Consider the following 25530-nt stretch of genomic DNA (forward strand, 5'->3'; position numbering starts at 1 on the left):
ATAAACCAGCGAACATCAAGGAAGGGAGATGTGATTTCATGCTGATTGAGGTCCTGAAAAAGGGCGCATTTTTTATTATAGTCGGGCTTGCACTGATTATTTTCTTTGTGATGAACAATGATGATCATAAAGCTGAATCCCCCGAAGATTTCACCCCTGTTACTGACTCCGAAAATAAAAAGAGCCAAACGAAAGAAACGGAAAATCAGCTAGTCATGGTTGATATAAAAGGAGAAGTTCTTCGTCCCGGTGTCTATGAAATTTCGGGTGATGCCAGGGTGAATGAAGTGATTGAACTGGCAGGAGGTTTTTCTAAAGAGGCTGATCAGACAATGGTAAATCTGGCACAAAAAGTACAAGATGAAATGGTTATTGCCATTCCAAAACTCGGTGAAGCACCTTCCAATACAACCGCCGCTTCAGGGCAAGCGGATGGAAACGGTAAGGTTAACCTGAACTATGCTACACAAGAAGAAATGGAAACACTAAATGGCATTGGTCCTTCCAAGGCACAGGCAATTATCCAATATCGTGAGGAAAATGGCTTTTTTCAGACTGTTGAAGATTTACTTAACGTTTCCGGAATTGGTGAGAAGACAGTTGAAAACCTCCGGGATGATATTCAAGTACCATAGTGGATTGACGAATCAGAACAGATGCATGTAAACTTAATTACAAGAGGATGTTCAAAAAGTCACCAAATGATAAGCGGCGAACTCTAGAGTTGGCAGTGAAGAATCTTCTGCTAAAACCGCCCACGTCAATCGCCAACAGCAGAAGTCAGCACTTCCTGTGCAAGCTCGGTGCCCGGGGCTCCGCCGCCTCGACCTTCAATGCCCAATTCGGCGACTTTTTGAACACGCACTACAAAAGAGATAAAAAAGGAGAATATTTTTATGGAGAGGATTTCCTGGGATCAATATTTTATGGCACAAAGTCATTTACTTGCGTTAAGAAGTACATGTACCCGATTGATGGTCGGTGCAACGATTGTCCGAGATAAACGAATTATAGCGGGCGGATATAATGGGAGTGTTTCGGGAAGTGTACATTGCATTGATGAAGGCTGTTACGTGATTGACGGACATTGTGTCAGAACGGTTCATGCAGAAGCGAACGCATTACTGCAGTGTGCGAAGTTTGGTGTGCCAACGGATGGTGCCGAATTATATGTCACACATTTTCCGTGCCTGCAATGCTGCAAGCAAATTATTCAAAGTGGAATCAAGTTCGTTTATTATGCTGCCGACTATAAAAATCATCCATATGCAGTTGAGCTGTTTAAAGAAGCAGGTGTACAAACCAAAAAAGTGGAATTAGCTTCTTTAACAATAGATGAAAATACGAATGAAAAGATAAATCTGGTGAAATCATTGCTCGATAATTTGGAACAGTCAGAGGCTGCTGGTCAGCTCAAAAAAGAAGCCAAGCGATTGTTTCACATTTAGATGACGTTTTGGTCTCCGGTTAGCATATGGGAAGCCATTTGCTAACTTTTTGAACACGTATGAAAGGCAGGTGATGAATATACGTGAAGGGGTATTGGCATTTTCCGGCTATTTCAGTCGCAATTTGTGTTGTCGTAATTATTTTTCAAGACAAAAGCTTGATTACTGGTTTTATTTTATGGTTGCTAATGCTATATGTATTTAAACGGTTAGGGAAGATACCGATTATGGTTTCTTTAGTTCTGTTCTTTTTCTTTTATACCTTTATACCAGTTTTAACTCCTATTGAATCGCCCCCGGCGAGTGAAACTGCTACTTACTCCGGGACGATCGCCGGATCTATCAATAAAACACCAAAAAAAGTCGATTTCGTTCTCCATGATGATTCCTCTAAAGCAAAACTTCTTGTTGTTTACTTTCCCGATAAAACAGATAATTTAATCGATAAGCATGTAAAAGATTGGAGGCACGGTGCAACATGTCAATTACATGGAAAACTTGAATTGCCTGATTCAAGTACAAACCCCGGTCAATTCGATTATCAGCGGTATTTACTGACGAAAGGGATAACGTATCAGGTAGTCCTTCATTCACCTGATGATATTTCCTGTACCGGCGCGACTAAAATGGCTCTGTTTTATGATATGCGTACGAAGCTAATCCAGTATATCCGGCACGAGGTAAGTCCGGAGACTGCCGCCTGGTTAACTGCATTAGTACTTGGGGATGATTCGTCCATTAATGAAGATACAATTACGTTATTTCAGCGCTGGGGATTGTCGCACATCTTGGCTATTTCCGGGCTGCATGTAGGGCTGATTGTGGCATTAGTATATTTTATGCTAATCAAATTGAATATCCTAACAAAGGAAAAAGCCCAATGGGTTATGCTTTTCTTCTTGCCGTTATATGCAATCATCGCTGGTGGAGAACCATCTGTATGGCGTGCATGTGTGATGGTTATGTTGTTTATCATCCTGCAGAAATTAAAACTTCGGTACAGTATAACAGATGCATTGAGTATTGTGTTTCTTTTATTAATTCTTTCAGATAAATACATTGTATATCACATCGGGTTTCAATTATCATTTTTGGTGACATTTGGTTTACTGTTATCAAGACGCTTGCTGCTTCAGACCGAATCTTCTCTTTATCAGCTCCTGTACATAAGTTTTGTTTCCCAAATGATGATTTTTCCACTACAGATTGCTTATTTTTATACTTTTCACCCATTATCGATTTTGCTGAATCTGATGGTGGTACCTTATTTTTCATTTTTTGTGATTCCATTTATGTTTTTAATGTTGGTGTTATTACCGATCTCAGGATTTTTTACAACGGTACTGGATACACTATTTAGCAAAATTCAGACGATTTTCATCTTTGTTATGCAAGCAATTGATCACCATTTTTATTATCCGCTGACAGTAGGTTCGATATCCATTACAGGTGCGATACTGTACTTAGTCCTGTTTTTCGTATTCATGAAACAACTGCAGAAAAAGCGGTTATGGAGATCTTTTTCATATGGCTGTTTAATTACACTTTTTATCATTGGTACTACATTGAAGCCATATTTCAATTCTGCCGGTTCGGTAACGATGCTTGATATTGGCCAAGGGGATGCGTTTGTCATTGAACTGCCATACAGAAAAGGAGTTGTAATGGTAGATGCAGGTGCAAAGGTAAATTTCGGAGACGAAAAATTATCCGATAAAAATTATCGGCAAATCATTAAACCCTATTTATTATCCCGAGGAATCAGCAAAATTGATGCCATCTTCCTGTCACATGAAGATATTGACCATGTTGGCAGTGTCCCATTTATGATCGAGGATATAGATGTTGGAAAAGTAATTATTAGTGAGTATTTTCCATTACCCGATAACCTGAGGATAGATTGGAAAAGAAACGGAACTGAAATAAAGCAACTTGAACAAGGTCAGACGATTACCATTGGCAATCAGGTATTTTCCGTTGTTTCCCCTGTCGTGAATCGTAATTCAGCAAACGCCAATTCACTTGTACTGTATACGGAACTGGGTGGATTATCGTGGCTTTTTACCGGCGACATTGATGCGGATGTAGAACGGGAACTGATTGCTGAAAACGCTGATTTGACAGTTGATGTTTTAAAAGTAGCCCATCATGGTAGCAAAACATCAACCGAGCAAAGCTTTCTGAAAAGTATTGATCCAACGTATGGGCTGATATCTGTAGGGCGCAACAATTCATATGGCCATCCCGCTGAAGAAGTTTTGCAGCGAATGGAAACAGCAGGTGTTTTTCTGTTTAGAACTGACTCGGATGGTGCGGTTACGTTTCGTTTTAAGGATAATCGAGGCACATTTTTTAAGTACCTGCCATAAGTTATTGTAAAAACATAACGGGATTTTTCAAACAAAAATAAAGGCGCTGGAGCCGGACGTGACCTACTCTGGAATAAGCAGAATAGAGCCTAGACTTTTATACTTTCTTATCCAAAAACAAAGAGACGGTTACGACCAGCCTCTTTGCTTTTGGAACATATTCTAAGTATACAGAAAGCTTTACGATCCGGCGACACTAATTACTACACCAATTACAAAAATTAGGACAAAGAATACAAACGAGAATCCAAATCCCTTTATAGAGTCGACTACATCATTATTTTTTGACTGGACGTCATTTTCGAATTCGTTCACATCTACCCCTCCTGTATTATTTTTAGTATAAAGGAATTACAGAAAAAAATCCACTTTTGGTTGGAACAAGCACAAAAATTTGCGTCTCCATTTCTAGAAAGAGTTAACATCTATACTTTTGTGTTGAATGGTCATTCTATAGGTAAGAGCAAACATCGTTTAAAGCACAGTTTTCCCGGGGCTGTGATTTAAGCGTTTATATAGATCCTGACAGGGAATTGCCTTGATGAGCAATTCCCTTTATTTTTACAAAATTTACGTATGTGAATAATTTGATTATCATAATGGGCCACGCTCAGGGTCGTCACGGCTAGTGTGCTTGCTTTCGTGGCTTGAATTGCGATAATATATACATAATTGGAGTGAACTACATGGGATATATGGACGTTTTAAAACAGGTGAAGGACAAGCAAATTTCACCAATATATTTATTATATGGATCTGATTCTTATTTTATACAAAATTTTAAAAAGCATATTACAAAGGCTGTCCTGCCAGATGATGATGTTGAAAATCTGGTTTCATATGATCTGGAAGAGACACCGATACAGGAGGTTATAACGGACGCCGAAACATATCCTTTTTTTGGAGAAAAGAAGTTAATTATTGTTAACAATCCAGTATTCCTAAAAGCGAAACCGGATAAATTGCCGTTCGAACATGATTTAGTGGTATTACAGCAATATCTGGAAACACCAGCAGACTATTCAGTAGTTGTCTTTATTGCCCAGTATGAAAAAATTGATGAACGTAAGAAAATAAGTAAATTATTAAAAAAGAATGGGGCAGTAGCTAATTGCAGCCCAATAAAAGAACAGGATGTCAGCAAATGGATTAACGATCAAGCAAATCAGTTAAAGATCGTAATTGAGCAGGATGCATACGAAATTCTGGAAGGAGAAATTTCCACGAATCTTTATTTGCTTAAAAATGAGCTGGCGAAATTAGCTTTATATGTTGGAGAAGGCGGAACAATCACAAGGGAAATAGCTGAAAGATTAATTTCCCATACATCGAACAGTTCATCATTGCGACTTGTGGACGCTGTGATGGAACGTGATATCTATAAAGCGATGACCATTTATAAGGATCTGGAAAAAATGAAGGAAGAACCAATTGCACTCGTTGCACTTTTAGCTTTTCAATTTCGCACCATTTATCGGGTTAAACTGTTGAAACAAAAAGGGTATACTCAATTTCAAATGCAGAAACAGCTGGGAGTTCATCCGTATGTGATAAAGATTGCTTCCAGTCGTGAAGACAAGTTCAGCCATGGTGCATTGCAGTCTATAATAAATCAACTAACAGAGGCCGACACTGCGATGAAACAAGGGAAGATGGAGAAAGAGCTTGCGTTTGAATTATTATTATTCGAACTAATCCAAACAAGATAATAAAGAACAAAGGCGGAAGCGGCCGTTATATACTTTTTTTGGCTGGGAAAGAACAAAGGCGCAAGCGCCCGTTTAGCGGCGTATGTGCTGCGCCCTGCCAAGCAGGGTGGTTCGGTGTTGCCGCGCAAAGCGGCGGTTTTAACCGAACATTCCTACCGTAGGAGATAAAGGAAACATGCCCCTGCAAAAGGGGTAGACGTGAGTTGGACGCAAAGTCCGCTTTTAGTCGGCCTTCCTTCTTACCCGAGTCGATGTTGACTTATCGTACGGAGGCGGGTGTTGCACACTAGCCGCTGGGCGCTGGAGCCGGACGTGGCTTATCCGGTTATTAAGTTATCCACAGCCGCAAAATTTTATAATTTCCTAGACGATAAAAAAAACGATCCATAAAGGGTCGCTTTTTTGTTTTGGCTTACTATTGGGAAAACGAAATCGGCATTCGCGCCGATTTCTTCCAAGCTGAACGCTTACATCTTACTACCGTTTAAGCACTTAGTCCGTTTACTTTTTTCGCTAAACGAGATTTTTGGCGATTACCATTATTTTGATGGATAATCCCTTTTTGGACTGCTTTATCGATTGATTTAGTAGCAGAAATAAGTGCAGTTTTTGCACTTTCAGCATCATTTGCAGCAACTAAACTTTCTACATGTTTGATTTGCGAACGCATTTCCGATTTCTGAGCTTGATTTTGCACACGTTTTTTATTGTTTATGTTAACACGTTTGATTGCAGATTTAATATTAGCCAATGTTGTTTCACCTCCTAAATAGCCAACTGTACACTAGTTGTGACAAAGGATATTTTACCAAACAGGGGTGTTGTTTTCAATAGCTTTATCAGATACACGCCTAATTTTGTATGAATTCTTGCCAATTTGTATAGTCTATGGTTAATGAATATGTGCAAAACTTGTTGAAGGAGGGTGTTTCATAATGGAAGAAAATAATGCTGATTTTCAGGTGCGAACCGATTTAGCCGTTGAAGCAAAAGACATGTATGTTGAAAAACAAGAAAACAAACAGGACGGTCAAATAAAAGGGGTCACCATCAAAGAACATGAACAAGATAATATTAAGATTTCCTATGTCGAAATTGATGATGAAGGTGCGGCGTTAATCGATAAAAAGAAAGGCACCTATATTACGATATATGCTGATGGGGTAAAAAAACAGGACACGGATAAACAAGAAGCTGCGGCAAAAATCCTGGCAAAGGAATTGGAACAATTAATGGCGAAAAATAATATTCCGAAAGATGCAACTGGGTTGATTGTTGGGTTAGGTAACTGGAATGTAACACCAGATGCACTCGGGCCAATGACCATTGAAAAAGTACTTGTTACCAGTCATTTATTTAAATTGCAGCATGAAACGGTTGCTGAAGGGTATCGTTCGGTGGCAGCGGTAACGCCTGGCGTGATGGGGGTAACAGGTATCGAAACAAGTGACATTATTTTTGGGGTTATTGAAAAGTTCCAGCCCGAATTCGTGATTGCGGTTGATGCGCTTGCTTCCAGATCAATAGAACGAATTAATGAAACAATTCAGCTTTCTGACTCAGGAATTCACCCGGGATCTGGTGTAGGAAATAAGCGGAAAGAATTAAGTCAGGACACATTAGGTATTCCGGTTCTGGCAATTGGTGTGCCGACAGTGGTTGACGCGGTAACGATTACTAGTGACACGATTGATTTCATTTTAAAACATTTTGGCAGAGAATGGAATGAAAAGGATAAACCATCGAAATCACTAGCACCGGCGGGGTTGAATTTTGGTGCGAAAAAATTTACGGAAGCGGATTTGCCTGACGACGAAAAACGAAAGACATTTCTTGGAATAGTTGGAACCTTGTCTGAGGAAGAAAAAAAGACTTTGATTAAAGAGGTTCTCACGCCGATTGGGTATAATTTCATGGTTACTCCAAAAGAGGTTGATGGCTTCATGATTGACATGTCCCATGTGATCGCAAATGGCGTTAACGCTGCTCTCCACGAAAAAGTTGATGTAGATAATTTCGCATCTTATTCCAGATAAATTCACTTTTCTCATCCGCTCTATTTTTTTAGATAGATAAGAAAGTTTTTAAAACAGGCTCTATCATGCTCACACCAGGACAGGACCCGTCTGTTGGCGCCTTTGTTAATAGAATTAAAAGATTTTGTTCTAGTTTCCGAAGTTACGACATAGATTTTACCAATGGCGTATACTTTGGAAGGAATGGAACAATGAATCAAAAAAAGACAAAACAATTTAATCAACTATATAAGAGAAGCGGATTATATGTATTATGTGTTTTAATCCTGTTTGTTTCTATCGGGATAATGACAAGTCTTGCTCCGGCCTACCGTTTTTCCTCCCATGTTATTGCAGAATGGACGAGTGAAATTGAAAGCACGCTCTTTTTGCATTTATTAGGGATGGAAAATCGGGCTTTTCAACAGGCATATCCGGAAGATAAGAAATTGCCAAAGCTGTCGACAACCCTTTTTCATATGGCAACAAGCATAAAACCAAATGATCCCAGGAGCTTGTTAGGGAATGAACTACCCGGTTTTTCTACTTTTGATACAAAGATAATTGTGGCGGGTGAGGGAACCGATTACACCACATTACCGATTGAATCATCACCGCCGTTAGAAGAAATTTTAAAAGATCGTGAGGCAGTACTCGATGAGCCTGAGGAGTCCGATGATGCAGCTGAGAAAGACAAAAAAGACAAGCCTACTACTGGCGATCGGGAAGTCGTTTTTCTCTACAACACGCACAATCGGGAATCCTTTTTACCGCATTTACCAGGTGTAACAGACGGGAATCTGGCCCAGCATGATACAGTCAACATAACAAAAGTGAGTGACAGGCTGGCGAAGACATTGAAAGCCAATGGTATCGGAACAAGTGTTGATCATACGGATATTATGACGATATTAAACGAAAAAGGCTGGGAATATCCGAAATCCTATGACGCTTCACGGGGTGTCGTAAAAGAAGCTTTTCAGAATAACAAAGATATCAAATATGCATTTGATATTCATCGGGACTCCCTTTCCGGTGATAAAACTACAGCAGAGATCGACGGTAAGAAATATGCCAAAATCATGATCGTTATTGGTAACGACAATTCCGATAAGCAGACGAATTTGGCGCTTGCTACTGAACTCCATAAGCGCCTTGAGAAGAAGTATCCGGGCTTGAGCAGAGGGGTTATCAAGCGTGGAGGTGCAGGAGCAAATGGCGTATACAATCAGGATTTAATGGAAAATGCCCTGTTATTTGAATTTGGTGGTGTAGATAACACTTTTGAAGAATTGTATCGTTCAGCAGATGCCATGGCAGAAATCTTTAGTGATTTTTATTGGGATGCCGAAAAAGTAAATGCGGAATCGAAGGAGGAATAACGGATGGTGCGCTCCTTTATCACATTATTGTTGTTAGCCGTCTTCTTTTTATCGGGAATGCTTTTAGGAATTGATCGCGGACAGAATACGGATATTGTTCAGGATGAAGAGGAAATCAAAGATGTGGTAATAACAGATGCAAATGATTCTGCAGAAAATATCCAGGTAGTGCATGAAACCGGGATGGATATGGAAGATGCGCCGGTTCATTTCACACAGAAAATGGCATCGTTTTTGGGAGAGGTCATCAAAGGCTTCTATGAAACAGTTGTCATGATTTTTTATCAAATTGCCCAAATATTTTTTCATTGAATGATGCTTGTGAGATCCCTTTATTTTTCGTATCAGGTTTGCGAAGAGTAAAGGGACCTTTCTTTTACCAAGGGAAAGGATAGGAAAGTATACAATCGGCAGGTAATAAGGAGATTGAAATTGGCTGTCACGCCGATTTCTTCCAATCCGTTACCTGGCTTCTAACATCCAGGAAGTCCGTCAGCGTTTTTCTTATTGATTGTCCAACCCGCTATTGCTATAATCAATCCTAGCATTAACGTCATGGATTAAACGGTAAAAAACATGTAGGAGTGAACATCACTAATGGCGAAAAAACAAAAAAATGTCCGTAACTTTTCGATCATTGCTCATATCGACCACGGAAAGTCAACGCTTGCGGATCGAATTTTAGAAAATACCAAAGCTTTAACCCAACGTGAAATGAAAGAGCAATTTCTTGATGCGATGGATTTGGAACGGGAACGTGGCATTACGATTAAGTTAAATGCCGTACAACTGCACTATCAAAGTAAAAGCGGTGAAGAATTTACCTTTCATCTGATTGATACACCCGGCCATGTCGATTTTACATATGAAGTATCAAGAAGCCTTGCAGCGTGCGAAGGGGCAATACTTGTCGTCGATGCAGCGCAGGGGATTGAAGCACAGACGCTTGCCAATGTCTATCTCGCACTTGACAATGAACTGGAAATTATCCCGGTCATTAATAAAATAGATTTGCCTAGCGCAGATCCTGAACGTGTCACGAAGGAACTGGAGGATGTCATCGGGATTGATGGTGATGATGTGATTTTAGCATCGGCAAAGGCTGGTATAGGCATAGATGAAATTCTTGAACGAGTTGTTGAGGCTATCCCAGCTCCTGGGGGAGATATTGATGCACCATTAAAAGCTTTGATATTTGACTCATTATATGATCCGTATCGTGGTGTAATTGCTTATGTTTGCGTAAAAGAGGGAACAGTTAAAGTTGGCGATAAAATTAAGATGATGGCAACCGGAAAGGAATTTGAAGTAAACGAGGTTGGTGTATTTACCCCAAAACCGGATGCAAAAGAAGCATTAACGGTCGGTGATGTTGGGTATTTAACAGCATCCATTAAGCAGGTTGGCGATTCAAGAGTGGGGGATACGATCACACTTGCTAATAATCCGGCTGATACGCCGTTGCCTGGTTACCGTAAATTAAATCCGATGGTCTTCTGTGGACTGTATCCGGTTGATTCGAATAACTATAACGATTTACGAGAGGCACTTGAGCGATTGGAATTAAATGATTCGTCATTGCAGTACGAATCGGAAACATCGCAGGCGCTGGGATTCGGGTTTCGCTGCGGATTTTTAGGGATGTTGCATATGGAAATCATCCAGGAAAGAATTGAACGGGAATTTAACATTGACCTTATTACAACTGCGCCAAGTGTTATCTATGAAGTGGAACAAACAAATGATGAAACAATTAAAATTGACAATCCATCGCTTATGCCGGATCCACAGCAAATTACGGAAATTCGTGAACCGTTTGTCAAAGCAACTATCATGGTGCCAAATGATTATGTCGGAACTGTAATGGAAATATGCCAGAAGAAACGCGGCCAATTTGTTGATATGGAATATTTGGATCAATCCCGAGTAAATGTTGTTTACCATATTCCGTTATCGGAGATTGTTTATGATTTCTTTGATCAATTAAAATCCCAGACAAAGGGCTATGCGTCGTTTGATTATGAGCTGATCGGCTATCAGAATTCAAACCTTGTAAAAATGGATATTTTATTGAATGGTGAGACAATTGATGCGCTTTCGTTCATTGTGCATCGTGATTTCGCTTATGACCGGGGAAAACAAATTGTTGAAAAGCTGAAGGAACTAATTCCAAGACAGCAATTTGAAGTTCCGGTACAGGCCGCTATCGGGAATAAAATTATTGCCCGCTCCACTATCAAGGCGATGCGGAAAAACGTATTGTCAAAATGCTATGGTGGCGATATTTCCCGAAAACGGAAACTTTTGGAGAAGCAAAAAGAAGGAAAGAAACGGATGAAAATGGTAGGATCGGTCGAGGTTCCGCAAGAGGCATTTATGGCTGTATTGCAAATGGATGACGATTAACAATTGAAAAATAGAGAGGGAAAACTCCGACTTTGCCGGAAGTTTCACCCTTTTCTTTTGGGGAAGGAGTGAATAAACGTGATACAATCCGTCTATATCCATATCCCGTTCTGTCAGCAAATCTGTCATTACTGCGATTTTACGAAGTTTTTTTATAATGAGAAACAAGCAGACCAATATATCGAGGCGCTGATCAATGAAATAAATACCCATGTTCAGGGAAAACATAATCAGGTAAAAACCATTTTTATTGGCGGGGGTACACCGACTGCATTAAACCTGAAACAGCTACAAGCACTGCTTGCATTCATAAATGAAAAGTTTGACGTCCCGAGTTGTGAAGAATTTACGATTGAGGCGAACCCTGGAGATTTTGAGACAGAAAAGATCAAACTGTTGAAGAATTTCGGGGTCAATCGGATGTCCCTTGGAGTCCAGGTTTTTGATGACCACATGCTTCAGGAAATCGGCCGTTTGCATCAAGTAAAAGATGTTTATCAAACCATTGATCAGCTTCATCAGCAGGGGTATACAAACATTAGTATTGATTTAATTTATGCCTTACCAAATCAAACACTGGAGGATTTCCGTAACACGCTGGATGAGGCAGTCCAGTTCCAGCTGCCGCATTACTCAACATACGCCCTGCAAATAGAGCCGAAAACAGTCTTTTATCAACGGTACCATAAAGGGAAATTACACCGTCCTCCCCAGGAAACGGAAGTCCAGATGTATGAATTGCTGCGCGAAACAATGCGAACGAATGGTGTTATTCAATATGAAATTAGTAATTTTGCCAAGCCTGGCTATGAAAGTAAACATAATTTAACGTATTGGAACAATGATTACTATTATGGGTTTGGAGCTGGTGCGCATGGCTATTTACCGGGAAAAAGGACAGGCAATATCAGACCGCTTCCCCACTATGTAAAACAAGCAAAGAAGGACGGGAACCCTGTTTTAAATACGGAACAAATCGGTCTCCAAGAACAGATTGAAGAAGAAATGTTCCTTGGATTACGGAAGCTTGCCGGAGTTTCGAAAACTGCCTTTGCTAATAAGTTCGGCTTTCCCATGGATGCATTATACCAGTCTGAAATTGCTTTGCTGCAGCAAAAGGGCTGGCTTCAAGATAATGGCGATGTAATCCATTTAACCGAACAAGGATTGCTATTTGGGAACGAGGTTTTTGCGCAATTTTTATTAGAAGATGATGAATTAAGTCATCTTCGTTGACAAAAAAAAGGGGATTTGATAATTTATTAATAGAATTAGCACTCGCAAGTGGAGAGTGCTAACAGAGGTGATCATCATGTTAACAGAAAGACAGATATTGATTCTGCAAGTCATTATTGATGATTTCATCCAGACAGCGCAGCCAGTTGGATCACGTGCAATTTCCAAAAAAGCAGATATCCCCTACAGTTCGGCTACAATTCGCAATGTAATGGCCGATCTTGAGGAGATGGGGTTTTTGGAAAAAACACATTCATCTTCTGGTCGGGTACCTTCCGAAAAAGGGTATCGTTTTTATGTCGATCATTTGTTATCACCACAAATAACACAGGAAGATGTGAATTTGATCAGGCATGTTATTCATGACGGCTTCTTCGAGTTTGAACAAATTGTCCAAAAGTCTGCAGAAGTACTTTCTGATTTGACGAATTATACGTCAATTATTTTAGGTCCCGAAATATTTGAAACTAAACTAAAGCAAATTCAAATTGTAACCTTGACACCGCAAACAGCCGTGGCCATTTTGATCACGAACACCGGTCATGTAGAACATCGGTCGTTTTCTATACCGAAAGAAATTGATCCGGCCGATTTAGAGAAAATGGTCAATATCTTAAATGACCGGCTTTATGGTGTACCCATCGTCCGTCTGTCCGAAAAATTGAATAGCGAAGTAATGGAACTTCTCAAGGTGTATGTAAATGACTTTGAGAAATCGTATGATTATGTGAAAGCTGCTTTTTTTAATGAACACCCAGTGAAGTTGTATATTGGCGGCAAGACAAATATGTTATTGCAGCCCGAATTTAAGGACATAGAAAAAGTGCGCTCGTTTTATACGATGATAGAAAAAGAAGAAGAAATCGCGAATCTCTTGAAAGCAAAAACAGACGGGATTAAAGTTTCAATTGGCCATGAAAACAAGGTGGAGGCAATTAAAGATCTAAGTTTAATTACCGCAACGTACCATCTAAGTGACGAACAAATGGGTACCATTGCGCTTATTGGACCTACAAGAATGGAATACAAAAAAGTAATTACCTTATTAAATGCTTTATCAAATGAAATGACAGAAGCATTATATCTATGGTATAAAAACAATGATTAAAACGTTAGCGTTAACCTTGTTTAATTGTCTTTTTTATTTTAATTACGATTCTTTTCATGGTATAGTCTTACGTGGTTATTGAAGGAGGAGGTGGCTATGGTGGCTGAACAAAACAAAGAAACGGCTAATACAGAAAAAATGGAAGAAACTGAATCTGAAATTGAAGTATTGGATGAAGAAAAAGACGAAGAAGAACAACTGTTGGACTCTGATGAAAGCATCATGGAATCCTTGAAAGAGGAAATTGAACGTTTGAAACAGGAAAAAGAAGACATGTATCAAAAGTTGTTGCGCAATCAAGCAGAGTTTGAGAATTTTAAAAAACGTTCCCAAAAAGAAAAAGAGAAGGAACGCAAATATAAGTCACAGGACTTGGTGAATGAATTATTACCTGCGCTGGATAACTTTGAGCGTGCCCTGAGTCAGGAAGTCACTGAAGCAAATAAAAGCTTTGTTGAAGGGATTACAATGGTGTATAACCAGTTAAAGGATGCACTGAAAAGTCAAGGGGTAGAAGAAATAGAAGCAACAGGAAAACCGTTCGATCCCAACCTTCATCATGCAGTAATGCAAATAGAAGATTCAGAACTGGACTCAAATAGTGTTACAGAAGAATTGCAAAAAGGATATATGCTGAAAGATCGGGTTATTCGACCTGCAATGGTTAAAGTAAATAAATAATTGGATAGGCAGTAAAGGAGGAAATCGATTATGGGTAAAATAATCGGAATTGACTTGGGAACAACAAATTCATGTGTGTCAGTAATGGAAGGCGGGGAAGCAGTCGTTATCCCGAACCCAGAAGGAAATCGTACGACACCATCTGTCGTTGCCTTTAAAAATGGTGAGCGTCAGGTCGGGGAGGTAGCCAAGCGGCAAGCAATTACGAACCCGAATACCATTCAGTCCATTAAACGTCATATGGGTACAGACTATAAAGTGAAAATTGATGAAAAAGAGTATACACCACAAGAAGTTTCGGCAATCATTTTACAGCATATTAAATCATATGCGGAAGATTACCTTGGCGAAACAGTTGATAAAGCGGTTATCACGGTTCCTGCGTACTTTAATGACGCTGAACGTCAAGCGACAAAAGATGCCGGGAAAATTGCCGGGCTTGAAGTAGAGCGTATTATTAATGAGCCTACTGCAGCTGCTTTAGCTTATGGTATTGATAAAGATGACCAGGATCAAACCATTCTTGTCTATGACTTGGGTGGTGGAACATTTGACGTATCAATCCTGGATATCGGTGAGGGTACATTCGAAGTTGTCTCAACTGCAGGTGACAATCGGTTAGGTGGGGATGACTTTGACGAAGTAATTATCGACCACTTAGTACAGGAATTCAAAAAAGAAAATGGCATTGATCTTTCCAAGGATAAAATGGCAATGCAGCGGTTGAAGGATGCAGCTGAAAAAGCGAAGAAGGATCTTTCTGGTGTTACGCAAACGCAAATTTCGCTGCCATTTATTACTGCTGGTGAAGCTGGTCCATTGCATTTGGAAATGAACTTGACACGAGCTAAATTTGACGAATTATCTTCTGACTTAGTTGAACGTACCATGGTTCCAACGCGTAAGGCTCTTAACGATGCAGACCTTTCAGCAAATGAAATTCACAAAGTAATTTTAGTTGGCGGATCAACCCGCATTCCTGCTGTACAGGAAGCCATTAAACGCGAAATCGGGAAAGAACCTTCAAAGGGTGTCAATCCTGATGAAGTTGTTGCATTAGGAGCAGCTATTCAAGGCGGTGTCCTGCAAGGCGATGTAAAAGACGTTGTATTACTGGACGTTACACCTTTATCACTAGGGATAGAAACAATGGGAAGCGTATTTACGAAATTAATTGAACGGAATACTACCATTCCAACAAGTCATTCACAAATATTCTCAACTGCTGCTGACAATCAAACAGCTGTTGACATTCATGTATTGCAAGGTGAACGTGAAATGGCGGCAGATAACAAGACACTTGGCCGTTTCCAATTAACAGATATCCCGCCTGCTCCGCGGGGGGTACCGCAAATCGAAGTATCATTTGATATCGATGCGAACGGTATTGTTAATGTTCGTGCGAAAGATAAGGGTACGAACAAAGAACAATCGATTACCATTAAATCTTCTTCCGGCTTATCAGACGAAGAGGTAGAGCGTATGGTTCATGAAGCGGAAGAAAACGCGGAAGCAGATAAAAAACGCCGTGAAGAAGTTGAACTTCGCAACGAAGCAGATCAACTAATCTTTACGACGGACAAAACAATCAAAGATCTTGGTGACAAAGTATCCGATGACGAAAAACAAAAAGCAGAGGATGCAAAAGAAGCTTTGAAAAAAGCCATTGAATCGAATGATATCGATCAAATTAAGGAAAAGAAAGATGCTTTACAAGAGCAAGTGCAACAATTATCTGTTAAGATGTATGAACAAATGCAACAGGAACAACAAGCCGGGCAAGGTCAAGAAGGTCAAAAAGCCGACGATGATGTCGTTGATGCTGACTATAAAGAGGTAGATGACGAAGAAGATAAAAAATAACGGTAATAGCGATGTGGAAGTTTGATTTACCAGGTTATGGTTCAATGTTGAACAACCAGCATCCTTTAGGCTCAAGTCAAAGTCAGGATCCCCTTGGCTTTGGCTTTTTCCATTTGCTATTGATGTGTTTTTGATGGTAAGATAAAAGTTATGCAAGTAGTGTATCGGGAGAGTGATTATCAAGTGAGCAAGCGTGATTATTATGATGTACTCGGCGTAGGAAAAGATGCTTCAAAAGAAGAAATTAAAAAATCCTATCGAAAATTAGCTAGAAAATATCACCCTGATGTGAACAAAGAAGAGGGTGCTGCTGATAAATTTAAGGAAGCAAAGGAAGCGTACGAAGTTTTAAGCGACGATCAAAAGCGTGCCCAATATGATCAATTTGGTCATGCCGGTGCGCAAGGACAAGGTTTCGGCGGTTTCGGCGGCGGTGCACAGGATTTTGGCGGATTTGGCGATATTTTCGATATGTTCTTTGGTGGCGGCGGACGCAGGCGTGACCCGAATGCACCACAACAAGGAGCAGATTTACAATATACGATCGTTCTTGATTTCGAGGAAGCAATTTTTGGGAAAGAAACAGACATTAGTATTCCTAAAGAGGAAACCTGTGGTACGTGTCACGGATCGGGTGCAAAACCAGGTACAAAAGCAAAGACATGTTCACATTGTAATGGATCAGGGCAATTAAACACGGAACAAAATACACCGTTTGGTAAAGTTGTTAACCGCCGGGTCTGCCATTACTGTAATGGGACGGGGAAAATTATACCTGAGAAATGCAATACTTGCGGCGGTACTGGTAAGGTTAAAAAACATAAAAAGATTCATATCTCCATTCCGGCCGGCATTGATGAAGGGCAGCAGATTCGGGTTTCCGGCAAGGGTGAACCAGGTGTAAATGGTGGACCGGCGGGGGATCTGTACGTTGTTGTTCAAGTGAAGCCTCATGAATTTTTTGAACGCGAAGGCGATCATATCTATTGCGAAATGCCGATCACATTTACGCAGGCTGCATTGGGGGATGAAATCGAAGTTCCCACTGTCCACGGTAATGTAATGCTAAAAATACCTGCTGGGACACAAACAGGTAAAACCTTCCGTCTAAAAGGGAAAGGTGCTCCAAACGTTCGTGGATATGGACATGGCGATCAACATGTAAAAGTGCGCATTGTAACGCCTGCCAAACTGACAGAACGACAAAAAGAACTACTTCGTGAATTTAATGAAATTGGTGGTAATGAAGCAACGGATGAACAGGAAGGATCTTTTTTTCAGCGCTTTAAAAAAGCTTTTAAAGGTGATTAAAGGAAGTCTGCGGTTTCATGTACGGTGCTGTGCAACAGCACCGCTTACATAGTTTTTATATTTGTCTACAGAATAATTCAAATTGGTACAAAGGTGTATAGAAGCTAGGATGGCAGGATATGCCACGTCCAGCTCCAGCGCCCAGCGACTAGTGGACTTCCCTCACCTCCGTACGATAAGTCAACATCGGTTCGCTTTCCAGCTCACCGTGTTTCCTTTATCTCCTACGGTAGGAATGTTCGGTTAAAACCGCCGCTTTGCGCGGCAACACCGAACCACCCTGCTTGGCAGGGCGCAGTCCATACGTCGCTAACCGGGCGCTTCCGCTTTTGTAGCAGGGAAATGGGTGAATTCCATTGAAATGGTCTGAAATATGTATTCATACTACCAACGAAGCTGTTGAGCCAATTTCCAACATCCTCCATGAAAGTGGTGCTAGTGGCGTCGTTATTGAAGATCCATTAGATTTAGTGAGGATAAGGGAAGGTGAATTTGGCGAAATCTATGAGCTGGACCCGAATGAATACCCTGACGAAGGGGTATATATTAAAGCCTATCTGCCAGTGAATAGTTTCCTGGGGGAAACAGTTGAAGAAATTAAACAGGCAATTAATAATTTAATGATTTATGATGTGGATTTAGGAAGAAATAACGTTACCTTAAGCGAAGTAAATGAGGAAGAATGGGAAACGGCCTGGAAAAAATATTATAAGCCTGTCAAAATATCAAAAAAGATTACGATTAAACCGACATGGGAAGACTATCAACCAGTGTCGAGTGATGAAATAATTATTGAGCTGGATCCTGGTATGGCTTTTGGAACCGGCACACACCCTACTACAGTGCTTGGCATTCAGGCATTGGAACATTATATTAAACAGGGTAATATCGTCCTGGATGTTGGCTGTGGCTCAGGTGTCTTAAGCATTGCTTCTATTTTGCTCGGAGCTGAAAAGGTATTCGCGTATGATTTGGATGAAATTGCCGTTAAAAGCACAACCCTCAATGCAAGGCAAAACAAACTTGACCAGCAAATTGAGACGAAGCAAAATAATCTGCTGGATCATGTTGACAAACAAGCGGATATTATTGTCGCCAATATTTTGGCAGAAATTATTGTCCGGTTTATTCGTGATGCCTGGAACAATCTGAAGCCGGGCGGGATATTTATAACATCAGGTATCATTCAGCCAAAAAAACAAATGGTTAAAGATCAATTGCAGGAAAATGGTTTTACTATTTTAGAAATAAATGAAATGGAAGATTGGGTTTCGATTATAGCGCAAAAATAGGTTGTTATAGTTGATCATAACGTAATATTTAGACTGGAAGCAGGTGTTACATGTGCAGCGCTATTTTATTCCTGCAGAAAATTGGGCAGCGGATACAGTATCTATTTTTGGTGATGATGTTCATCATATGACGAGAGTGATGCGCTTCAAAGAGGGAGACAAAGTAATATGTAATCGTCCCGATGGCAAGGCCGCCATTTGTGTGATTCGTACACTTGATCCTGACCATATCTCAGCAGCTATTGTGGAATGGCTTAACGAGACAGTTGAGCTTCCTGTTAACGTTACGATTGCCCAGGGGCTGCCAAAAGGTGATAAAATTGATTTCGTTTTGCAAAAAGGGACCGAGTTAGGTGCGGCAGGTTTTATTCCTTTTCAATCGGAGCGTTCCATTGTTGTCTGGGATAAAAAGAAGACGGAAAAGAAGCTGAATCGTTTTGCTAAGCTTGTTAAAGAGGCAAGCGAACAAAGTCACCGAAATAAAATTCCTGTGATCCATCCACTAGTGAATATGGATGGACTGATTCGCGAGAGCAATAATTACAATATGCTGCTCTTTGCCTATGAGGAAGAAGCGAAAGTAACAGCTTATCAGTCCTTTGCGAAGGCAGTAAAAAGTCTAGGAAGGAATCAGAATGTACTCGTCTGTATTGGTCCGGAAGGCGGTTTTTCAGCGAATGAGGCGGAAACATTAAAAGCAAATGGTTTTTCTCCGGTTCGCTTAGGTCCGCGCATCTTACGGACAGAAACAGCTTCGTTATATGTTTTAGCAAGTATTTCCTATCATTTAGAAGAATTGGGGTGTGAATAATGCCAACAGTAGCTTTTCATACTTTAGGCTGTAAAGTGAACCATTATGAAACAGAAGGCATTTGGAATATGTTTAAGGAAAATGGCTACGAACGGGTTGATTTTGACCATCAATCTGATGTGTATGTCATTAATACGTGTACAGTTACCAACACAGGGGACAAAAAAAGCAGACAAGTGATCCGGCGTGCAGTCCGAAAGAACCCTGATGCTGTCGTTTGTGTAACAGGATGCTATGCCCAAACATCTCCCGGGGAAATTATGGAAATTCCTGGTGTTGATGTCATTGTAGGCACACAAAACCGTAAAAAAATGATCGGGTACATTGAAGAACACCAGAAATCCCGGGAACCGATAAACGGTGTGACTAATATTATGAAAAATCGTGTGTTTGAAGAAATGGACGTTCCGCAATTCACTGACAGGACACGTGCATCATTAAAAATTCAGGAAGGATGCAATAATTTCTGTACATTTTGTATTATTCCCTGGTCACGTGGTTTGTTGCGCTCAAGAAAACCGGAGGATGTACTCGTGCAGGCACAGCGCTTGGTTGATGCTGGATATAAAGAAATTGTTTTAACTGGTATTCATACAGCAGGATATGGGGAAGACATGAGTGATTACAACTTTGCAAAACTTCTTCAGGAATTGGAAACAAAGGTTGCTGGGTTAAAACGAATCCGGATTTCATCCATTGAGGCCAGTCAAATTACGGATGAGGTTATTGATGTACTGGATAAATCAGCGAAAATTGTCCGTCATCTGCACATTCCATTGCAATCCGGTTCCGATACCGTTTTAAAACGGATGCGTAGGAAGTATTCCAGTTCGTATTACAAGGAAAAAGTCGATAAGATACGAAAAGCATTGCCTGGCCTGGCGATCACATCTGATGTAATTGTTGGCTTTCCAGGGGAAACAGAGGAAGAGTTTATGGAAACGTACAACTTTATAAAAGAGGTTGGGTATTCAGAGCTGCACGTTTTTCCTTTTTCAAGAAGAACTGGAACCCCAGCCGCCCGAATGCAGGATCAAGTAGATGACGATGTTAAAAACGATCGTGTCCACCGCATGATTGAGTTGTCCGACCAATTGGCAAAACAATATGCATCCGACTATGAAGATGAAGTGCTTGAAGTTATTCCGGAGGAGCGTATGCCCGATCAAGACAACCCGGATTTACTTGTCGGCTACACAGATAATTATTTAAAAGTTGTTTTTTCCGGCAGTCATGATATGATCGGCAAGATTGTCCGGGTGAAAATAACGAAATCAGGCTATCCATATAATGAAGGCACCTTTGTCAGGATTATGGACAATGCAACAAATCACCCGGTTAAAGCATCTTCCTAAAACCGGTACAAACCGGGTTTTATTTATCCTATAGCTAAAACTAGTTTCAGTTAGATTTTTTTTACGGACCATGCTATGATACTAAAGAGGTACGTACAACGTAAGCAGAGAGGAAGTTTTTAAGTGGGTAAAGAACTAGCCAAATATATTGACCATACACAATTAAAACCGGAGACTACGAAGGATAAGGTTAAGCAAATAGTTCAAGAAGCACGTGAAAATCACTTTGCATCTGTCTGTGTCAACCCGTACTGGGTATCATATTGTTATGATCAGTTAAAAAACACGGATGTAAAGGTATGTACAGTTATCGGGTTCCCGTTAGGTGCAACCACAACAGAAACGAAAGTCTTTGAAACGAAACAAGCAATTCGGGATGGTGCCACAGAAGTTGATATGGTGATTAATGTTGGAGAACTAAAATTGAACGATGATACTGCTGTAAAACGCGATATAGAGGCAGTTGTTTCCGCTGCTAAGGGCCAAGCACTTGTAAAAGTAATTATTGAAACATCGTTATTAACCGATGAGGAAAAAGTTCGTGCTTGTAAACTTGCTAAAGAAGCGGGGGCTGACTTTGTGAAGACTTCGACCGGATTTTCAGGTGGAGGTGCCAGCGTCGAGGATATCAAATTAATGCGGAAAACGGTTGGTAATGATATGGGAGTAAAAGCTTCCGGCGGGGTACGTGATTTAACAGCAACAAAGGAAATGATAGCTGCCGGTGCAACACGGATTGGCGCAAGCGCAGGGGTTGATATCATCGCAGGTAATGAAGGTTCTTCTGATTACTAAATGGATCATTTTCCTTTTAGAGAATGTTCAAAAGTCACCAAATGATAAGCGGGAATCGAGTCGCCCGCTTGTTTCTCATTCGGCGACTTTTTGAACACGCACTTTTAGTTAGTACAGAAAGGATTCTTCAGGAATTTTTAGTTCGGGTGGGAAAATGAGTTGACCTTGGTGTTTCGTTATATTATAATTACAAAAGGCATGTTAAAGGGATATATGCCTGTACAAACTGTTTTATGCTTCGGAGGGAGGGGAAATTAGCATGTCAAATACAACTCGCGTTCGTAAAAACGAGTCTCTTGAGGATGCTCTTCGTCGCTTTAAACGTAGTGTGTCAAAAAGTGGTACACTATCAGAATATCGCAAGCGTGAATTCTATGAAAAACCGAGTGTTAAGCGCAAAAAGAAATCTGAAGCCGCTAGAAAGCGTAAATTCTAAAGAGGGTGCCAAGCATGTCATTATTAGAACAGCTGAATCAAGATATGAAGCAAGCCATGAAGCAAAAGGATAAAGAGAAGCTAAGTGTTATCCGAATGGTAAAAGCTTCATTGCAAAATGAAACAATAAAACTCGGTAAAGATCAACTTTCAGAAGATGAAGAGTTAACCATTTTGTCGAGAGAGTTAAAACAAAGAAATGATTCCCTCCAAGAATTTAAATCAGCTGGACGCGATGATCTTGTTGAAAAAAATCAAACTGAAATCAATATTTTACAGCAATATATGCCAACACAGCTTTCCGATGACGAGCTTGAGGCAATCGTTCAGTCAACAATTCAAGAAGTAAATGCCACATCAAAGAGTGAGATGGGCAAGGTAATGAGCGCAATTATGCCTAAGGTAAAAGGAAAGGCAGACGGCTCTAAAGTGAATAAGCTTGTGCAAAAACATTTAAGTTGATGACCCATCAAATATGGAATGTAACAGAAGGTCTTTGTCCACTTCGGCAAGGGCCTTTTTTGCTAATTAAATCTAGTGAATGTATCAACTGTCCATTATTTTGAGTATTTTTCCTCTGCTTGCGCCAAATATGGTACAATTTAGATAATATTTTCTGTTAAATGGGATAACGTAAAACTTCATTCAGTGCGGGTTTCCGGCGCACAGGACGTGACGGTTTTAGCCTGCCCTTCCGCCCCACTGCATGTTAGCCTGAGACCCCGGTGTAGGTCACAAAGATGAAGGCAAAGGATGTGACGTGTCTTAGTCTTTGTTCCGATAATCGGACCTTTACTGGCTTTTTGTCCCCCACCTTCTGAGTTTTTGATTTACTCATGCATAGAGGTGGAGGACGACAGCCCGTTAATACCGTAATAAAATTATGAAACCAATTTGTAAACTATTTCGTATTACAATGTACAGAAAGTTAAGGGGGGTGATGACAGTGATACTAAGAAAATTCATGTCATACATAGCATTAGGCCTGATAGTAGTGTTATTTTCCATACCACGATTTGATATGGTTCATGCTGAAGAAGGAAATGATAATGGAAAGCTTGTCTATGTAATCCCAATTGAAAAAGAGGTAGAGAAGGGATTGGAATCCTTTTTAAAACGGGCTACCAAGGAAGCAGAGGAAGCAGGTGCCGATCAAATCATTTTCGAAATTGATACGCCGGGAGGGAGGGTTGATGCTGCTGGAAAAATTGCTACAATACTGCAGGATCTGAAAACACCAACAACGGCCTTTGTTGTAAATCAGGCGTTATCTGCCGGCTCGTATATTGCCTTAAATATGGATGCCATTTATATGAAACCGCACGCAACCATGGGGGCGAGTGGCGTGATTAATCAGGATGGTACTGCAGCAGATAAAAAAGCCCAGTCTGCCTGGTTATCGGCGATGAAAAGTGCAGCTGAATCGAAAGGGCGTGATCCAATCTATGCAGCAGCAATGGCAGATCCTAGCATAGATCTACCTGATTATGGGGCGCCTAAAGGTAAATTTCTAACTTTGGATCCAACTACAGCCCTTGATGTTGGCTATGCACAGGGAGTTGTAAAAGACAGGGCTGAATTGTTGAATAAGCTTGGTTTAAATAAGGCGACAATAGTAGAAATGGAGCCAACATTTTCCGAAGAACTGGCAAGATTTTTGACGAATCCTGTCGTCGTGCCGATATTATTATCGCTTGCTAGTCTGGGACTTATTGTAGAGCTTTATTCCCCAGGATTTGGTGTTCCAGGAATAATGGGGTTGTTATCGCTTATACTGTTTTTTTACGGTCATATCGTAGCAGGTTTAGCAGGATATGAAGCGATTATTTTGCTTGTACTGGGTATTATTTTAATCATTACAGAGTTCTTTGTGCCTGGGGGAATTGTAGGGCTCTTGGGGATCGGTTCTATCCTTGGATCATTATTTTTATCAGGACAGGATATCGGACATATGGCTATGAGTGTTAGTATCGCGTTTATCATTGCCATCGTTGCTTCTGTTATTCTGTTTAAAACAATTGGGCTGGAGAAAGGGTTCTTCCGGCATATCATTTTACGGGATCAGACCTCAACTGAATTGGGGTATGTATCATCGGTAAACAGGCTTGAATTAATTGGGTTGGAAGGAAAAGCAGTGACTCCGCTAAGGCCATCGGGAACAGCCATATTTGATGATGAACGAATCGATGTCATCTCAGAAGGGAGTTATATCGAAAAGGATAAGGCCGTCAAAATTGTTAAGGTTGAAGGAGTTCGTATTGTTGTGAAAGAAATATAAAATATATTGCTAGAGAAACGAATGGAGGAATTAGGAATGGAATTTCAGCAACTAATGCCGATTATCATTATCGGAATCATTTTGATTGTTCTTGCAGTTCTTTTTACATTTATTCCGGTTATGCTCTGGATAAGTGCGCTGGCTGCAGGTGTAAAGGTAGGTATTTTTACGTTAGTTGGTATGCGCCTTAGAAGAGTTGTGCCATCGAGAGTCATCAATCCACTCATCAAGGCATATAAAGCAGGCATAAATGTGAATACCAATCAGCTTGAAAGTCACTATTTGGCTGGTGGTAATGTAGACAGGGTTGTAAATGCACTGATTGCAGCACATCGGGCAAATATTGAGTTAAGCTTTGAAAGATGTGCGGCAATTGACCTGGCAGGACGTGATGTACTTGAGGCTGTACAAATGAGCGTAAATCCAAAAGTAATTGAAACACCATTTATTGCTGGTATTGCAATGGACGGGATTGAAGTAAAAGCAAAAGCGCGAATTACCGTTCGTGCAAATATTGATCGCCTTGTCGGTGGTGCTGGCGAGGAAACGGTTATCGCCCGTGTCGGGGAAGGTGTTGTTAGTACAATTGGTAGTTCAGAGGCTCATACAAAAGTGCTGGAAAACCCAGATTCTATTTCCCATAATGTGTTAAGCAAAGGGCTTGATGCAGGTACTGCTTTTGAAATTTTGTCGATTGATATTGCTGATGTTGATGTCGGCAAAAATATCGGAGCCATTTTACAAACTGACCAGGCAGAGGCAGATAAAAATATTGCCCAGGCGAAAGCAGAAGAAAGACGTGCGATGGCTGTTGCCCAAGAACAGGAAATGGTTGCGAAAGTGGAAGAAATGCGTGCGAAAGTTGTGGAAGCAGAAGCCGATGTACCACGTGCACTTGCAGAAGCATTGCGTTCCGGTAATTTAGGGGTAATGGATTATATGAATTACAAAAATATTGATGCCGATACAGATATGCGTGATTCCATTGGCAAACTCTCCAAAGATGACAGTGAAGATAATAATGAACAATAATGGT

General features: G+C 40.5%; 23 protein-coding genes. 21 read left to right on the top strand and 2 right to left on the bottom strand.

What is annotated here, in order from left to right:
* The 3 genes from IEX12_RS01350 to IEX12_RS01360 all read left to right on the top strand — a co-directional run.
* Nucleotides 1–635: helix-hairpin-helix domain-containing protein (locus tag IEX12_RS01350; protein WP_286170801.1), on the top strand; the 635-nt coding region annotated here is incomplete at its 5' end.
* 261 nt (nt 636–896) lie between these two features.
* The gene (locus tag IEX12_RS01355; protein WP_088050702.1) at nt 897–1448 is read left to right on the top strand and encodes a ComE operon protein 2; all 552 of its coding nucleotides are present in this window, start codon (nt 897–899) and stop codon (nt 1446–1448) included.
* Nucleotides 1449–1531: 83 nt separating this feature from the next.
* Nucleotides 1532–3817, top strand: a complete 2286-nt coding sequence (locus IEX12_RS01360) for a DNA internalization-related competence protein ComEC/Rec2 (RefSeq protein ID WP_188724574.1) — start codon at nt 1532–1534, stop codon at nt 3815–3817.
* A gap of 180 nt (nt 3818–3997) precedes the next feature.
* Here IEX12_RS01360 and IEX12_RS01365 read toward each other — a convergent pair whose 3' ends face one another.
* Entirely contained in the window at nt 3998–4132 is a 135-nt protein-coding gene (locus tag IEX12_RS01365; RefSeq protein WP_088050700.1) for a YqzM family protein, read from the bottom strand.
* A 371-nt stretch (nt 4133–4503) separates the two neighbouring features.
* On the opposite strand from IEX12_RS01365, the gene holA reads away from it, so the two are divergent.
* A complete protein-coding gene (gene holA / locus IEX12_RS01370) occupies nt 4504–5526 on the top strand; it encodes a DNA polymerase III subunit delta (protein ID WP_088050699.1) in 1023 nt (340 codons plus the stop codon).
* A 484-nt stretch (nt 5527–6010) separates the two neighbouring features.
* On the opposite strand, the gene rpsT is transcribed toward holA, so the two are convergent.
* Nucleotides 6011–6277 (bottom strand): 30S ribosomal protein S20, encoded by a 267-nt coding sequence (gene rpsT / locus IEX12_RS01375; protein WP_088050698.1) that lies wholly within the window; start codon nt 6275–6277, stop codon nt 6011–6013.
* A 184-nt stretch (nt 6278–6461) separates the two neighbouring features.
* Between rpsT and gpr the strand changes: the two genes are divergently transcribed.
* From gpr to floA, 17 genes are all read left to right on the top strand, one after another.
* Nucleotides 6462–7562 carry a GPR endopeptidase gene (gene gpr / locus IEX12_RS01380; protein WP_088050697.1) on the top strand — a complete coding sequence of 367 codons (1101 nt, stop codon included), beginning with the start codon at nt 6462–6464 and terminating at the stop codon, nt 7560–7562.
* Between the two features lie 191 nt (nt 7563–7753).
* Nucleotides 7754–8923, top strand: a complete 1170-nt coding sequence (gene spoIIP / locus IEX12_RS01385; protein ID WP_188724575.1) for a stage II sporulation protein P — start codon at nt 7754–7756, stop codon at nt 8921–8923.
* Nucleotides 8924–8926: 3 nt separating this feature from the next.
* Nucleotides 8927–9235: a hypothetical protein gene (locus IEX12_RS01390; RefSeq protein ID WP_088050695.1), complete on the top strand. Its 309-nt coding sequence runs from the start codon at nt 8927–8929 to the stop codon at nt 9233–9235.
* A gap of 285 nt (nt 9236–9520) precedes the next feature.
* Nucleotides 9521–11329 carry a translation elongation factor 4 gene (gene lepA / locus IEX12_RS01395; RefSeq protein ID WP_088050694.1) on the top strand — a complete coding sequence of 603 codons (1809 nt, stop codon included), beginning with the start codon at nt 9521–9523 and terminating at the stop codon, nt 11327–11329.
* Between the two features lie 78 nt (nt 11330–11407).
* Complete coding sequence (hemW, locus tag IEX12_RS01400; RefSeq protein ID WP_088050693.1) at nt 11408–12565, top strand: radical SAM family heme chaperone HemW; 1158 nt, start codon at nt 11408–11410, stop codon at nt 12563–12565.
* Between the two features lie 76 nt (nt 12566–12641).
* Entirely contained in the window at nt 12642–13673 is a 1032-nt protein-coding gene (hrcA, locus tag IEX12_RS01405; RefSeq protein WP_088050692.1) for a heat-inducible transcriptional repressor HrcA, read from the top strand.
* Between the two features lie 96 nt (nt 13674–13769).
* Nucleotides 13770–14354: a nucleotide exchange factor GrpE gene (gene grpE / locus IEX12_RS01410; protein WP_088050691.1), complete on the top strand. Its 585-nt coding sequence runs from the start codon at nt 13770–13772 to the stop codon at nt 14352–14354.
* Between the two features lie 30 nt (nt 14355–14384).
* Nucleotides 14385–16217 carry a molecular chaperone DnaK gene (gene dnaK / locus IEX12_RS01415; RefSeq protein WP_088050690.1) on the top strand — a complete coding sequence of 611 codons (1833 nt, stop codon included), beginning with the start codon at nt 14385–14387 and terminating at the stop codon, nt 16215–16217.
* Nucleotides 16218–16400: 183 nt separating this feature from the next.
* Nucleotides 16401–17528 (top strand): molecular chaperone DnaJ, encoded by a 1128-nt coding sequence (dnaJ, locus tag IEX12_RS01420; protein WP_088050689.1) that lies wholly within the window; start codon nt 16401–16403, stop codon nt 17526–17528.
* Nucleotides 17529–17884: 356 nt separating this feature from the next.
* Nucleotides 17885–18820, top strand: coding sequence for a 50S ribosomal protein L11 methyltransferase (gene prmA, locus IEX12_RS01425; RefSeq protein ID WP_188724576.1), 936 nt, complete (start codon nt 17885–17887; stop codon nt 18818–18820).
* Between the two features lie 52 nt (nt 18821–18872).
* Nucleotides 18873–19631 (top strand): 16S rRNA (uracil(1498)-N(3))-methyltransferase, encoded by a 759-nt coding sequence (locus IEX12_RS01430; protein WP_155554112.1) that lies wholly within the window; start codon nt 18873–18875, stop codon nt 19629–19631.
* Nucleotides 19631–20986, top strand: coding sequence for a tRNA (N(6)-L-threonylcarbamoyladenosine(37)-C(2))-methylthiotransferase MtaB (gene mtaB / locus IEX12_RS01435; RefSeq protein WP_088050686.1), 1356 nt, complete (start codon nt 19631–19633; stop codon nt 20984–20986). Before IEX12_RS01430 ends, mtaB begins: the two co-directional genes overlap by 1 nt.
* Before the next feature lie 123 nt (nt 20987–21109).
* Complete coding sequence (gene deoC, locus IEX12_RS01440) at nt 21110–21781, top strand: deoxyribose-phosphate aldolase (RefSeq protein ID WP_188724577.1); 672 nt, start codon at nt 21110–21112, stop codon at nt 21779–21781.
* A gap of 259 nt (nt 21782–22040) precedes the next feature.
* Nucleotides 22041–22217 (top strand): 30S ribosomal protein S21, encoded by a 177-nt coding sequence (gene rpsU / locus IEX12_RS01445; RefSeq protein ID WP_088050684.1) that lies wholly within the window; start codon nt 22041–22043, stop codon nt 22215–22217.
* A gap of 14 nt (nt 22218–22231) precedes the next feature.
* A complete protein-coding gene (locus tag IEX12_RS01450) occupies nt 22232–22678 on the top strand; it encodes a GatB/YqeY domain-containing protein (protein ID WP_188724578.1) in 447 nt (148 codons plus the stop codon).
* A gap of 478 nt (nt 22679–23156) precedes the next feature.
* Nucleotides 23157–24494, top strand: a complete 1338-nt coding sequence (locus IEX12_RS01455; RefSeq protein WP_088050682.1) for an NfeD family protein — start codon at nt 23157–23159, stop codon at nt 24492–24494.
* Nucleotides 24495–24530: 36 nt separating this feature from the next.
* Nucleotides 24531–25526 carry a flotillin-like protein FloA gene (floA, locus tag IEX12_RS01460; protein WP_088050681.1) on the top strand — a complete coding sequence of 332 codons (996 nt, stop codon included), beginning with the start codon at nt 24531–24533 and terminating at the stop codon, nt 25524–25526.
* Nucleotides 25527–25530: the final 4 nt, after the last annotated feature.

The organism is Lentibacillus populi (assembly GCA_014642895.1).
Lineage (GTDB): Bacteria > Bacillota > Bacilli > Bacillales > Amphibacillaceae > Lentibacillus_C > Lentibacillus_C populi.